Below are 13,336 nucleotides of genomic sequence, written 5' to 3' on the forward strand. Positions count from 1 at the left end.
GACGGTTTTACCTCTGGTTAACAAAGGGGCAGGATATTGCCCCTTTGCAAACCCACGTTGCCTTGACCGTTTCGGTCGCTTTGCGGGAAGGATATGCCTGTGTTCTGCCCCGCCAAGGCGGGCGCAGAGGGGTTTACCTGACTGCGCCGTGGCAGGGCAGAAATCCACCGGTCTTGCGGAAGGCGGCGCTTGCCTCCGGGGTGACGGGATTGAAGACGGCCAGCCTACAGCACTTTTCGAAAGTAAACGACGCGGTCGGTTTCCTCGAAGCCCAACGCAAGGTGAAACGCCTGACTTGCCACATTGCCAAGATGGGCGTCGGAGGCAAGTTCCGAACAGCCCCGTTCGCGTGCCCAGGACTGGACCGATGCCAGCAAGTCTCTGCCAATTCCCGACCCCTGTTCGTTCGGGCATACAAAGATGCCCTCAAGGAAAGCAACCGGCGAGGTCTCGCATCCGTTGACGTGATCATGGCGCAGCGCCGCCTCGGCAAAGGCCCGGAGACCGCCCTGAGCCCCGACATCCAGAAAGACGATGCCCTCGGCAGGAGATCTGGCGAGCATCTCTCTGGCTTCGGTCCTGTGTTGATCGAGCGGCGTGTCGCTCCAGAGCCGGGCGCGCAGCGCTACCCAGCTTTGTAAATCCGACTGCGTGGCGACCCGTATTGGCATGCGCCGATCCTTGCAAGGTTCCCTGCAAACAGCGGCAACCTCCGCATTGGCCGCCGTGGGCCAATTTGGAAGCTGCCCGCCCTTTGCCGCGACCAGAGCCTTATTGCGGCTCGTAGGTCAGTTCGATGGGCCTGCGCACCAGCACCTTTTTGTCCTTGCCCATGACATAGCGCAGTTCATACCTGCCGGGGCCTTCGGGCAGTTTCAGCACCAGCGGGCTGTCCTCGTTGGTGTATTTGTAGGTGCTGTAGTCCTTGTCCGGCTCCCCCTCACGGGCGAGGCTGATGAAATCGCCCTTGTAGTCCGGCCCGTCCCAGTTGACGCCCAGCACGGTGCCGGCGGGGATCTTGTCCGGGGCGTCGATGCTGGCGGTGACCTCTGTCAGCGTGATCTGCGTCTTGCCCACCACAGAGGTGCCTTCGCTGGCGGCGACATAGCGGATCTCATAGGTGCCGGGCTCTGACGGCATTTGCAGCAACAAGGGCGTGCCTTCGCGGACGTAGGTATAGGCGTGGTACTTGTTGGCGGGCATGTCGGCATCGGCCACGGTGATGTAGTCGGGCTGATAGCCCGGCCCGTCCCATGCCACCAGAACCGGCGCCCCGGCGCGCGCCTCTGCCACCACGTCCAGCGTGGCGCTGACACTGCTGATCTCGATGGTGGTAGAGGCCAGAACCGTCTTGCCCTGCGCCATGACATAGCGGACCTCATAGGTGCCGGGATCGGCGGGCATGGTCAGCTTCAGCGGTGCGCCTTCGCGGGTGTAGGTATAGGTCTCATAGCCTTTGTCATCGGGTTTGGAGACAGAGAGATAATCGCCCTTGTAGTCCGGTCCGGTCCAGCCGATGGGGATGGCGGCCCCGGCGGGGGCGGTGTCCGGGACGTCCAGCGTGGCGGTCACATCGCTGACGGTGATGGCGCGGGTGGCCAGCACGGTCTTGTCCTGCGCCATGACGTAGCGCAGTTCATAGGTGCCCGGCTCTGGCGGCATCAGCAGGTCCGCCGGGTCGCCGTCGCGGGTGTAGCGGTAGTTGACGTAGCCTTTGTCATCCAACTTGGACACGGCGAGGTAGTCGCCTTTGTAGTCCGGGCCGGTCCATGTCACCGGCAGGGTGGCCCCGACGGGCACGGTGTCGGCGGCGTCCAGCGTGGCCTGCGCCTCTGTCACGGTGATCGGCTGCGTGGCCAGCGTGACCTTGCCGTCGGCCATGATGTAGCGCAGTTCATAGGCGCCGGGCTTTGGCGGCATCACCAGCGCGCCGGGGGTGCCGTCGCGGGTATAGACATAATTGACATAGCCGTCGTCGTCGGGTGTGGCGACAGAGAGGTAATCGCCCTTGGCATCCGGCCCGTCCCAGTCGACCCGGATCGTCGACCCGGCCACCGCCGAGGCGGGACCGCTGACAGAGGCATCGGGCAGCGAGCTGGGCAGTTCCAGCGTCACGGTCTGGCCTGCGTCGACCACGGTAAAGGTTTTCTCGACGCTGGCCTCATCATCGGGGCGCAGCACGGAGACGGTATAGGTGCCGGCCATCAGGTCGCGGGAAAAGCTGGCGTTGCGTTCCAGATCGACCACCAGGTCTTCGCCCTGTTTGACGTCCCAGATCAGCGGGGTTTCGATCCGCCCGCCGTTTGCGCCATCGGTGGCGACGAACAGCGTGGGATAGACCGGCTGCGCCTGCGTGACCTGACCCAGCGCGGTGCCCAGTTCGGTGGCATTGGCGGCCAGCAGGAATTGCCCGCCGGTCTCATCCGCAAGGCACTGCATCTGGCGGCGCGCCTCGGGGTCGCTGACGTCAAAGCCGACCACATGCACGGTCAGATTGGCACCCGCCTCTTCCAGCGCGCGGGCGGCGGCGCAGGGGTCTGGGTTGCAGGTTTCAATCCCGTCGGACACAAGGATCACGGTGGCGGGGTCCTCGGTGTATTTCAGCGCCTCGGCGGCGGCGACCACGGCATCGGTCATCGGTGTCTTGCCGCGCGGGCGCAGTTTGTTCACCGCCGCGCTGATGGCATCGCGGCTGGCGGCGCCGGGCATCACCAGCGTTTCGATGTCGGTGCAGTCGCCCTTTGTCCGGTGGCCATAGGCGGTCAGGCCGATGGATTGCGACTGCGGCAGGGTGCGCAGCAGGTCGCCGACGACACCTTGGGCGATTTCGATCTTGGTGACCCCGTCGATCTGTCCCCACATCGACCCGGACGCATCCAGCACGAGGATAGAAGTCACGTCCTCCTGTGCGAGCGCGAGGCCGGGCAGTACACAAAGCGCCCATGCGGCGCGGCGAAACCGTGTCATGGAAATCCCCCTTTGGCGGCAATGGCCAAAGCCTGCACCCTGCACGCCGTTGGGGCAAGGAATGGTTTCCCTGACTGGTGCGGGGGATATTCGGCGCGCATTGGCTGCTTTCTGCCTCTTGGGCGTCTGTGTTCACACTTCGTTCACGCTTTTCGATTGGCGAAAGCAGGGAATCCGACTATGTACTGCCGGGTTGCAATACCGGGGGTCAGAGATGCCGGAACTCAAGAAGATCGAGGTGCGCGGCGCGCGCGAGCACAACCTGAAATCCATCGACGTGGACATCCCGCGCGACGAACTGGTTGTGATCACCGGGCTTTCGGGATCGGGCAAATCCTCGTTGGCGTTCGACACCATCTATGCCGAGGGCCAGCGCCGCTACGTCGAGTCGCTGAGCGCCTATGCGCGGCAGTTCCTCGACATGATGGAAAAGCCGGATGTGGACCACATCAGCGGCCTGTCTCCGGCGATTTCCATCGAGCAGAAAACCACGTCGAAGAACCCGCGGTCGACCGTTGGCACGGTGACAGAGATCTACGACTACATGCGCCTGCTGTTTGCGCGGGTCGGCACGCCCTACAGCCCCGCCACTGGCCTGCCGATCGAGGCGCAGCAGGTGCAGGACATGGTCGACCGGGTCATGACCATGGAAGAGGGCACGCGCGGCTATCTGCTGGCCCCCATCGTGCGCGACCGCAAAGGCGAATACCGCAAGGAGTTCCTTGAACTGCGCAAGCAGGGCTTTCAGCGGGTCAAGGTGAACGGGGAGTTCCACGAACTGGACGATCCGCCCACGCTGGACAAGAAGTTCCGCCATGACATCGACGTGGTAGTCGACCGGATCGTGGTGCGCGAAGGCATGGAAACCCGGCTGGCGGATTCGTTCCGTACCGCGCTGGATCTGGCCGACGGCATCGCGGTGCTGGAAACCGCGCCGCGCGAGGGTGAGGGCGACCCGGAGCGGATCACCTTTTCCGAGAATTTCTCTTGTCCGGTCAGTGGCTTCACCATCCCGGAGATTGAGCCGCGGCTGTTTTCGTTCAACGCGCCTTTCGGGGCCTGTCCGGTCTGTGACGGGCTGGGCAAGGAGCTGTTCTTTGATGAGCGCCTTGTGGTGCCGGACCAGACGCTGAAAATCAGCGACGGGGCGCTGGCGCCGTGGCGCAAGGGCAAGTCGCCGTATTTCCTGCAAACCATCGAGGCCATCGCCAAACACTATGACTTCGACAAGAAGGCCCGTTGGAAAGACCTGCCCGCCCATGTGCAACAGGTGTTCCTGTATGGCTCTGGCGACGAGGAAATCCCGTTCCGCTATGACGAGGGCGGGCGCATCTATCAGGTAAGCCGCGTCTTCGAGGGGGTGATACCCAACATGGAGCGCCGCTATCGCGAGACCGACAGCAACTGGATTCGCGAAGAGTTTGAACGGTATCAGAACAACCGGCCCTGCGGCACCTGCGGCGGCTACCGGCTGCGGGAAGAGGCGCTGGCGGTCAAGATCGCCCAGCAACATGTCGGACAAGTGGTCGAGATGTCGATCAAACAGGCGTTCGACTGGTGTGAGACCGTGCCCGGCAACCTGACCAAGCAAAAGAATGAGATCGCCCGCGCCATCCTCAAGGAAATCCGGGAACGGCTGGGGTTCCTGAACAATGTGGGACTTGAATATCTCACGCTAAGCCGTTCATCTGGAACGCTTTCCGGCGGTGAGAGTCAGCGTATCCGGCTGGCCTCGCAGATCGGGTCGGGGCTGACCGGGGTGCTGTATGTGCTGGATGAGCCGTCGATTGGCCTGCACCAGCGGGACAATTCGCGGTTGCTCGACACGCTCAAGAACCTGCGCGATCAGGGCAATACGGTGATCGTGGTCGAACATGATGAAGAGGCGATCCGCGAGGCGGATTACGTCTTTGATATCGGTCCCGGTGCCGGGGTGCATGGCGGGCAGGTGGTGGCCAAGGGCACGCCCGAGGAAATCCAGAACGACCCGGCCAGCCTGACCGGGCAGTACCTGTCGGGGGCGCGTGAGATTGCTGTGCCCGCCGAGCGGCGCAAGGGAAACCGCAAGAAAATCAAGGTGGTGAAGGCCACGGGCAACAACCTCAAGGAGGTGACGGCCGAGTTCCCGCTGGGCAAGTTTGTCTGTGTGACCGGCGTGTCCGGTGGCGGCAAATCCACTCTGACCATCGAGACCCTGTTCAAGACCGCCAGCATGGCGCTGAACGGTGCCCGCCAGACGCCCGCGCCCTGCGAGACGATCAAGGGGCTGGAACACCTCGACAAGGTCATCGACATCGACCAGCGGCCCATCGGGCGGACTCCGCGTTCTAATCCAGCCACTTACACCGGGGCCTTCACCCCGATCCGCGACTGGTTTGCCGGTCTGCCAGAGGCCAAGGCGCGCGGGTACAAGCCGGGGCGGTTTTCGTTCAACGTCAAGGGCGGGCGCTGTGAGGCCTGTCAGGGGGATGGTGTCATCAAGATCGAGATGCACTTTCTGCCGGATGTCTACGTCACCTGCGAGACCTGCAAAGGCGCGCGCTACAACCGGGAAACTTTGGAAATCCGCTTCAAAGGCAAGAGCATAGCCGACGTTCTTGATATGACGGTCGAGGACGCGCAGGAGTTTTTCAAGGCGGTGCCGGCGATCCGCGACAAGATGGATGCGCTGGCCCGTGTGGGGCTGGGCTACATCAAGGTCGGTCAGCAGGCGACCACCCTGTCGGGTGGTGAGGCGCAGCGGGTCAAGCTGTCCAAGGAACTGGCAAAACGGTCCACCGGTCGCACGCTGTATATTCTGGATGAACCAACCACCGGCCTGCACTTTGAAGACGTGCGCAAGCTGTTGGAAGTGCTGCATGAACTGGTGGATGGCGGCAACACCGTTGTGGTGATCGAACACAATCTGGACGTGGTGAAAACCGCCGATTGGGTCATCGACATTGGCCCCGAAGGCGGCGACGGCGGCGGTGAGATTGTCGCCGTGGGCACGCCAGAACAGGTGGCCGAGGAGGAACGCTCTCACACCGGGCGGTATCTCAAACCGATGTTGCAACCGCGCAAAGTCGCGGCGGAGTGACAGCGGCGGAAGGCGGGAGTTGGTGCGGGCCCCCGGAAACGGGGCCCGCAGCCGTCAGGGTCAGGATGGTGTGGGTCAGCGCTTGGTCTTGCAGGTGGTGATGCCCAGCAGGGCGTAGGGCGGGCAGGTGCCCAGGGCTGCGGTGGCCAGCATCACGATGCCCGCCACCAGAAACAGCCACGACCAGCCGCCCGACACCACGGCATAGGCGATGATCGCGACCACGCCGACGATGGCGCGGATAAGGCGGTCCGTTTGGCCGATATTTTTAGCAAACATTTTTATCCCCGATACAGGTTGATCCCAAAGGGGCATTATCTCGCATCAGGATGTCTGCATATGATCTGGATCAACCGGACCGGGTCAGCGACTGAGTTGCGACAGCGCGCCGATGATGTTCAGGACCGCGCGGGTGTCCGGGTCAATCCGGTAGACCTGATTTTCGACAACGACATAAGAGCGGTCGGGGTTCAGGCCATAGCGGGTGGGGTCCGTCAGGGGCGCGTGGATGTCGTCGATAAAGTCACCCCGGTTGTATATGACAACATGCTCGCGGGTCTGATGGTCGCGGGTCTGCTGCTCGCGGACCGGGTAGGTGTGCTTCTTGGCCTGACCCGGCGGCACGCAGGGCACGGCCTTTTTCGCAAGCCCCGGCGGGCAGTTGTCGGCAAGGGCGGGCGCGGCCATGGTGGTCGACAGCAGGGCGGCGGCCAGCAGGGAATACAGGGGCGGACGGGTCATGACGGATCTCCGGTTTGCGTGCGGTTCCGTATAGAACGCACCAGACCGGAGATCCGTCGCATGCGGAAAACGGGTCCGGCGGAAACCCGCCGTCAGACCGTCAGCCGCGGCCGCGTTTTTCGAACCGTGGCAGCATCGCGGAGAAGTCGCGGCCCTTGCCGTCCTCTTCCTCGACAAAGCGTTGGTACAGCTCCATCGCGGCCTGACCCAGCGGCGTGTCGGCGTCGGCGTCGGTTGCGGCCTGCTGGCTCAGGCGCAGGTCCTTCAGCATCAGATCGGCGGCGAAACCGGGCTGATAATCGTTGTCGGCGGGGCTTTTCGGGCCAACACCCGGCGCGGGGCAATAGGCGTTCATCGACCACGAATAGCCAGAGGAGGTGGAGACCACGTCAAACATCGCTTCGCGCGACAGGCCCAGTTTGTCGGCCAAGGCAAACGCCTCACAGGTGGCGATCATGGTCACGCCAAGGATCATGTTGTTGCAGATCTTGGCGGCCTGACCGTTGCCCGAGGGGCCGCAATGCACCGCCTTCTGGCCCATGATCTCGAACAGCGGCAGGGCGCGGCCAAAGGCGGCGTCCGAGCCGCCCACCATGAAGGTCAGGGTGCCGCCGGCCGCGCCGCCAACGCCGCCCGAGACCGGCGCATCCAGCGCCTCGATACCCTTTGCGGCGGCCTCTTCGGCGACCACGCGGGCGGAGGCGACATCGACGGTAGAGCAATCCAGATGAATGGCGCCCTTGTCCATGACTGGCAGGATTTCCGCCGCGACCTTTTTGAGGATCTCGCCATTGGGCAGCATGGTGATGACGATCTCTGACCCCTGCGCGGCCTCTGCGGCGGTGGCGATCGACGTGACGCCCTCTGCCTGTGTGCCGGCCACGTCAAAGCCTTTGACGGTGTGACCCGCCTTGGCGAGGTTGGCGGCCATGGGGGCACCCATGTTGCCCAGTCCGATAAAGCCGATCTGCATAGTGCTCTCCTTGAAATCCAACGTATCCTTGCCCAGCGGCATCAGCATCTTGGCGACGTCGATCAGTGGAACATTGTCCAGTGTGTGACGCCACTTGGGCGCTTTGTCCTTGTCGATGATGGCCGCGCGGATGCCTTCGAGGAAGTCCCCTTGGTCCATGATCCGGTGCGAGACGCGGTATTCCAGTTCCAGCGCCTTGCGGATGCTGAGCGAAGGCGTCCGCAGCCGGTGGATCATCTCCAGCGTGACGGCCATGGACAGGGGCGCGTTGCGCGACATGGATTTCAGCGCCTTCTGCGCGATCTCGCTGTCACTGTTGCGCAGGGTGTTGAGCACGTCGCGCAGCGCCTCACCGGCAAAAAGCGCGTCGATTTCGGCCTGTTGCGCGGCCAGCGGGCTGTCGGGGGGCGTGGGCGCGTCGCCCAGTTCCGATACGTCGCCGCTGTCGATCAGCGCCTGTTTCAGCTCGGGCCAGTGGGCTTGCGGGTGATAGCGGTCGGCAAAACCGGCGTGGATCGCATCCCCCGGTCCCATGCGCGCGGCGGTGATCCCGAGGAATTCGCCCAGCCGCCCCGGCGCGCGGGCCAGCACATAGGTGCCACCCACGTCGGGAACAAAGCCGATGCCAACCTCTGGCATGGAGATCTGGGTGGTCTCACCGACGATGCGGTGTGAGCAATGCCCACCAAGTCCGACGCCGCCGCCCATGACAAAGCCGTGCAGGAAGCTGACGATGGGTTTGGGATATTCCGCCAGTTTGGCGTTCATGCGGTATTCGTCGCGCCAGAAGCGGCGGCCATAGTCGAGGTCGCCCGCCGTGCCGGTGCGGTACATCTCGGCGATGTCGCCGCCTGCGCAAAAGGCGCGGTCGCCCTCGGCGTCGAGGATCACCAGCGCGATGGCGTCATCCTTGGCCCAGGCGTCCAGCGCCTTTTCCGCCGCCAGACACATGTCCCATGTGAGCGCGTTCAGCGCCTTGGGGCGGGTGAGGGTGATGCGGCCAGCGCGGCCTTCGGTGCGGATATGGATATCGGTCATGGTGTGGCCTGTCTTGACGTTGCAAGGGGGCTGTCTGCCCCCTCTGGACCTTTGGTCCATTCACCCCCGAGGATATTTTCGGACAGAAGAAACCGGGGGCCGGGCGCTTTGCGAGGTTACCCGGCCAGCATCTGGCGCGAGATGATCAGGCGCATGATCTCATTGGTGCCTTCGAGGATCTGGTGCACACGCAGGTCGCGGACGATCTTTTCGACGCCGTAGTCTGCCAGATAGCCGTAGCCGCCAAACATCTGCAAACAGCCGTTGGCCACGTCGAAGGCGTTGTCGGTGACCATGAGCTTGGCCATGGCGCAGAATTTGGTGGCGTCGGGCGCGCCGGTGTCCAGTTTCCATGCGGCTTGGCGCAGGAAGATGCGCGAGGCTTGCAGTTTGGTTTCATACTCGGCAAGGCGGAATTGCAGGGCCTGGAACTGGTCGATGGTTTTGCCAAAGGCCTTACGTTCGGACATGTATTGCAGCGTAAGGTCGAGGGCGTTTTGCGCGGCCCCCAGCGCGCTGGCAGAGATATTCAGGCGACCGCCGTCCAGCCCCGCCATGGCATAGGCAAAGCCGCGGCCCTCTTCGCCGATGATGTTTTCGGCGGGCACCGGGCAATCGTCGAACTGGACCTGGGCGGTGGGCGAGGATTTCCAGCCCATCTTTTGTTCCAGCGCGCCAAAGCTGAGGCCCTTGGCGCCGTCCTCGACATAGAAGGTGGAGATGCCTTTGGGGCCGTCCTCACCGGTGCGGCACATGACGACATAGGCATCGGAATAGCCGCCGCCGGAAATGAACGCCTTGGTGCCGCTCAGGCTGTAGCCTTCGTTGGTGCGGCTGGCGCGGGTGCGCAGGGCGGCGGCGTCTGAGCCGCTGCCCGGTTCGGTCAGGCAGTAGCTGAGCACGGTTTCCATGGTCAGCACGCGTGGCAGCACGCGGGCCTTGAAGTCGTCGCTGGCAAAGCTGTCGATCATCTTGGCGCACATGTTGTGGATCGACAGGAAGGCCGCGACCGAGGGGCAGGCCATGCTGAGCGCCTCGAACACCAGCGCCGCGTCGAGGCGCGACAGGCCGGAGCCGCCCGACTCCTCTGAGACGTAGAGTCCGCCAAAGCCGAGTTGCGCGATCTCTGGCCAGAGATCCTTGGGGATGGTGCCTGCGGCCTCCCACGCGCGGGCGAAGGGCGCGATGCGCTCTTGCCCGAAGGCATGGGCCATGTCGAAGATGGCTGTCTGTTCCTCTGAAAGCGCAAAATCCATCGCGGCCTCCTCCCTCGGCTGAAATGAACACTTGTTCAGATTGTCGCGCGAAGGCGCGCGCAATGCAACAGGGGCGGATGCAGGTCCGCTTTGCAATTCTGCAAAGCGCGCGGAGTGATTTGGCCTGAATGTTTGCGGTAACTCAGGTGTTGGCGCAGGTCTGGCGGATGATATCCTCGACGCGGGCGAGGCCGATATCATTGTCGAACTTCGCCTCGGCGGTGGCGCGGGCGGCGCGGGCCATGGCGCTGCGGTCGGGCGTGTCGAGGATCCGGGCAATGCGCGCGGCAAAGCCGTCTTCGTCCCATTCCTGCACCAGCAGACCGTTGACGCCGTCCTCGACCGCCTCGGGGATGCCGGCGTGATGGGTCGAGATGGTGATGCAGCCGCAGGCCAGCGCCTCTTGGATGGCGGTGGGCAGGCCCTCGGTGTTGCCGTTCTTGGCGGTCACCGAATGCTGCAAAAAGACCTCTGTCGTGCGCAGGTGCTCGCGGACCTGATCGTGGGGCAGGGCGCCGGTAAAGGTGACCTGATCCTCGACCTCGAACAGACGGGCCTTGGCCTTGCAGTCGTCCAGCAGGGGGCCGTCGCCGATGAAGGTCAGATGCGCGTCGCGTCCCTTGGCGGCCTTGGCAAAGGCGCGCAGGGTGATGTGCGGGGCCTTTTTCTCCACCATGCGACCGACCGCAAGGAAACTGCCAGGGCGCTTTTCGCCGGGGGTGAAGCGGCGGACATCGACGCCCGAGGGGACGACATGGGCGTTGGGATGGGAAATCCCGTGCTTGGCAAGGTTGTCCAACAGGAACTGGCTGACCGAGAACATGCCCGCAAGGCGCGGCATCATCAGCCGGTACGAACGAATCCGCTGTTTGGAGCCAAGCGCGGCGGAGGCATCGGTGCCGCGCCAATAGGTAAAGACCGGAATACCCATGTCGTTGCCCAGCTTCGCCAGAACCAGCGCCTGGGTGCCAAATTCCGCGAGGATGACCTGCACGCCCTGATCGCGCAGAAACGCGGTCAGGTGGCGGCGGTTGTCGCCAAAAGGCAGGCGCGAGGTGCCGTGGCGGGCCGCGCCGATGGCGGCGGCAAAGGGCGCGCGGAGCTTGTCCATCGGGCCCAGCGGCGCGCGGCGGGTGAACAGCGGCTTGCCCAATGGGTCCTCGCCGTTGAACCGGCCGCAGATGACGCAGGTGTCACCGCCAAACAGCGTCTGGATATGGCGGTTGATGAAGGTCTCGCCCATCACGAAATAATCCGAGGTGGCGATGGCGGTTCTCATGAGGCGACGTCTCCGGGCTGGCCCCGGCGTCCTAACGCGGGGCGCGCGCGCTGCCAAGGGGCATGGGCGCAGTGCCGCCGGTAACGGGGATGCGCCACCTGGGGTTTCTTCTCTGTCCAAATACCCCAAAAAAACGATGCCGACCAAAGCAAGACACGGACCCTGCTGAAAGCAGGCCACTGAAGAGCAGGCCACTGGCAAGACGCGCCTTCACCGTCACTTGATCACAGATCGGCGTGGTATTCCTCGATCAGGTGATGGACGATGGCGCGCATCTGGCCTTCGTGATCGTCGCCGTTTTCCGCGGCCTTGGCACAGACCGCGCGCTGGCGGTCGGCCGAGGTGCCGTGGTCGACAATTTCACGCACGCGGGCGACTTCTGTCAGACATTTCAGCGCTACGGCGTCCTCTTCGATCAGGCCCATCAGCTCTTCGGCCAGTTGGTCAAATGGCACAACCTGCGCCGCGCCGAAATCGATCAGCCCCTCGCTGACGCCATAGCGTTGCGCGCGCCAGCGGTTTTCGCCGATCAGGAACCGGTCATATAGCCGCCAGCGCTGGTTGCGCACGCGCAGACGCCAGAGCATCCGCATCAGGCACTGGATCAGCGTCGCCAGCGTCAGGGCGTGTTCCAGACGCGGTTGCACGTCCATGATGCGCGCCTCCAGCGTCGGATAGCGGGCCGAGGGGCGCAGGTCCCACCAGATGCGGGTGGTGTCCTCGATCGCGCCGGTGTCGACAAGGATCTGGGTCGAGCGTTCAAAGTCCTGCCAACTGTCGAACTGCGGCGGCAGGCCGGTGCGCGGCAGGTTGTCGAAGACCGAGATGCGGTAGCTGGCCAGCCCGGTGTCGCGCCCCTGCCAGAACGGCGAGGAGGTCGACAGCGCCAGCAGGTGCGGCAGGAAATAGCTGGTCTGCGCCAGCAGGTCGGCGCGCAGCGGGTCGTCGTCCAGCCCGACATGCACATGCATCCCGCAGATCAGCATCCGGCGCACCACGCCGCCCAGATCGCGGTGCAACTGGTTATAGCGCTGCTTGTCGGTGTGGTGCTGGTTTTTCCAATCGGCCAGCGGATGGCACGAGGCGGCGATGGGCGACAGCCCGTGGTCCGCCGCATGGCGCGACACCGCCCCGCGCAGGCGGCGCAACTCGTCGCGCGCGTCGGCCACTCCGGCGCAGGGGCGGGTGCCGATTTCGACCTGACATTGCAGGAACTCGGGGCTGAACTGACCTTCGAGTTCCGCCGCGCAGGCCGCCATCAGGCCCTCCGGCGCTTCGACCAGCGCGCAGGTGTCGCGGTCAACCAGCAGGTATTCTTCTTCGATTCCGATGCTGAAGGGTGGTTCGGCCATGGTGTCCCCCGCTTTTGGTCAACAAAAGCAGAGGCTTTGCCGAAAGGAAAGGCGGCAATCCGCGCCGTCGGCGCGGTTAACCGGTCTGGGGCGTCTGTGCGAACGCCGCGTGCAGCGCGTCAAAGCTGGGCTCGGGCTGGCCCGCCCGCGACAGGGCCTCTGCCTCGCCGCGCAGGATCTCGAACCGGAGATGCGACAGCGGTTCAACCACCTGTTGCAGGACCCGCGCCATCCCGAAGGCCACGTCCTGCGGGGCGTAGATGACGCTGCGGGCCTCTTGGCGGAAGCTGCGTATGAGGGTCAAAGATCGATGCACGCCGCCGACGATGGCCCGGAACCGCGCGTCCACATCGCTGACTTGGCGGGTGTCGGTGAGCATCACGAAAGCCGGGTCAAAATGCGGATGTTCGACGTATTCGCGGAACGCTCCGATGGCATCCGGCACATCTATGACGCCGGTCATGCGGAACAATCCGAGCTTTCGCTCCGGGTGAACGGAGACCCTTACCGGCATGGTGATGTATTGAGCCTGTATCCCGTGGCCGACCGGTGCGAACCGCATGGCGGCAGCGGGTCGGTTGTTCCCTGAAAACGGACAAAGCCGCTGTGCGCCTATCGCTGGGTCGGGACATACCTGAAAGGCGGGTCCGA

At 64.1% G+C, this 13,336-nt stretch carries 10 protein-coding genes; 1 reads left to right on the top strand and 9 read right to left on the bottom strand.

What is annotated here, in order from left to right; all coding sequences use genetic code 11:
- Positions 1–224: 224 nt before the first annotated feature.
- Both aac(6') and ACN0S5_RS11355 read right to left on the bottom strand, forming a co-directional pair.
- Entirely contained in the window at positions 225–671 is a 447-nt protein-coding gene (gene aac(6') / locus ACN0S5_RS11350; protein ID WP_417208367.1) for an aminoglycoside 6'-N-acetyltransferase, read from the bottom strand.
- Positions 672–771: 100 nt separating this feature from the next.
- Complete coding sequence (locus ACN0S5_RS11355) at positions 772–2,967, bottom strand: VWA domain-containing protein (protein WP_417208369.1); 2,196 nt, start codon at positions 2,965–2,967, stop codon at positions 772–774.
- Between the two features lie 214 nt (positions 2,968–3,181).
- Between ACN0S5_RS11355 and uvrA the strand changes: the two genes are divergently transcribed.
- Positions 3,182–6,046: an excinuclease ABC subunit UvrA gene (gene uvrA, locus ACN0S5_RS11360; protein ID WP_417208371.1), complete on the top strand. Its 2,865-nt coding sequence runs from the start codon at positions 3,182–3,184 to the stop codon at positions 6,044–6,046.
- 75 nt (positions 6,047–6,121) lie between these two features.
- Here uvrA and ACN0S5_RS11365 read toward each other — a convergent pair whose 3' ends face one another.
- From ACN0S5_RS11365 to ACN0S5_RS11395, 7 genes are all read right to left on the bottom strand, one after another.
- Entirely contained in the window at positions 6,122–6,325 is a 204-nt protein-coding gene (locus tag ACN0S5_RS11365) for a DUF2892 domain-containing protein (RefSeq protein WP_417208373.1), read from the bottom strand.
- Between the two features lie 84 nt (positions 6,326–6,409).
- Positions 6,410–6,787 (bottom strand): excinuclease ABC subunit A, encoded by a 378-nt coding sequence (locus tag ACN0S5_RS11370; protein ID WP_417208375.1) that lies wholly within the window; start codon positions 6,785–6,787, stop codon positions 6,410–6,412.
- A gap of 100 nt (positions 6,788–6,887) precedes the next feature.
- The gene (mmsB, locus tag ACN0S5_RS11375) at positions 6,888–8,798 is read right to left on the bottom strand and encodes a 3-hydroxyisobutyrate dehydrogenase (protein WP_417208376.1); all 1,911 of its coding nucleotides are present in this window, start codon (positions 8,796–8,798) and stop codon (positions 6,888–6,890) included.
- Between the two features lie 116 nt (positions 8,799–8,914).
- Complete coding sequence (locus tag ACN0S5_RS11380; protein ID WP_417208377.1) at positions 8,915–10,054, bottom strand: acyl-CoA dehydrogenase family protein; 1,140 nt, start codon at positions 10,052–10,054, stop codon at positions 8,915–8,917.
- A 142-nt stretch (positions 10,055–10,196) separates the two neighbouring features.
- On the bottom strand, positions 10,197–11,333 hold the full coding sequence (locus ACN0S5_RS11385; RefSeq protein WP_417208378.1) for a glycosyltransferase: 1,137 nt from the start codon (positions 11,331–11,333) through the stop codon (positions 10,197–10,199).
- Positions 11,334–11,557: 224 nt separating this feature from the next.
- Entirely contained in the window at positions 11,558–12,685 is a 1,128-nt protein-coding gene (locus ACN0S5_RS11390) for a carboxylate-amine ligase (protein ID WP_417208379.1), read from the bottom strand.
- Between the two features lie 76 nt (positions 12,686–12,761).
- On the bottom strand, positions 12,762–13,148 hold the full coding sequence (locus ACN0S5_RS11395; RefSeq protein ID WP_417208380.1) for a hypothetical protein: 387 nt from the start codon (positions 13,146–13,148) through the stop codon (positions 12,762–12,764).
- Positions 13,149–13,336: the final 188 nt, after the last annotated feature.

The sequence above is a fragment of the Antarctobacter sp. genome, from assembly GCF_048262615.1.
Taxonomy (GTDB): domain Bacteria; phylum Pseudomonadota; class Alphaproteobacteria; order Rhodobacterales; family Rhodobacteraceae; genus Antarctobacter.

Excerpts from the sequence above, each read along its gene's own strand:
- ACN0S5_RS11365 (WP_417208373.1), bottom strand. The coding sequence starts at position 6,325 with ATGTTTGCTAAAAATATCGGCCAAACGGACCGCCTTATCCGCGCCATC.
- ACN0S5_RS11370 (WP_417208375.1), bottom strand. The coding sequence starts at position 6,787 with ATGACCCGTCCGCCCCTGTATTCCCTGCTGGCCGCCGCCCTGCTGTCG.
- ACN0S5_RS11385 (WP_417208378.1), bottom strand. The coding sequence starts at position 11,333 with ATGAGAACCGCCATCGCCACCTCGGATTATTTCGTGATGGGCGAGACC.
- ACN0S5_RS11380 (WP_417208377.1), bottom strand. The coding sequence starts at position 10,054 with ATGGATTTTGCGCTTTCAGAGGAACAGACAGCCATCTTCGACATGGCC.
- uvrA (WP_417208371.1), top strand. The coding sequence starts at position 3,182 with ATGCCGGAACTCAAGAAGATCGAGGTGCGCGGCGCGCGCGAGCACAAC.
- ACN0S5_RS11355 (WP_417208369.1), bottom strand. The coding sequence starts at position 2,967 with ATGACACGGTTTCGCCGCGCCGCATGGGCGCTTTGTGTACTGCCCGGC.
- ACN0S5_RS11395 (WP_417208380.1), bottom strand. The coding sequence starts at position 13,148 with ATGACCGGCGTCATAGATGTGCCGGATGCCATCGGAGCGTTCCGCGAA.
- mmsB (WP_417208376.1), bottom strand. The coding sequence starts at position 8,798 with ATGACCGATATCCATATCCGCACCGAAGGCCGCGCTGGCCGCATCACC.
- ACN0S5_RS11390 (WP_417208379.1), bottom strand. The coding sequence starts at position 12,685 with ATGGCCGAACCACCCTTCAGCATCGGAATCGAAGAAGAATACCTGCTG.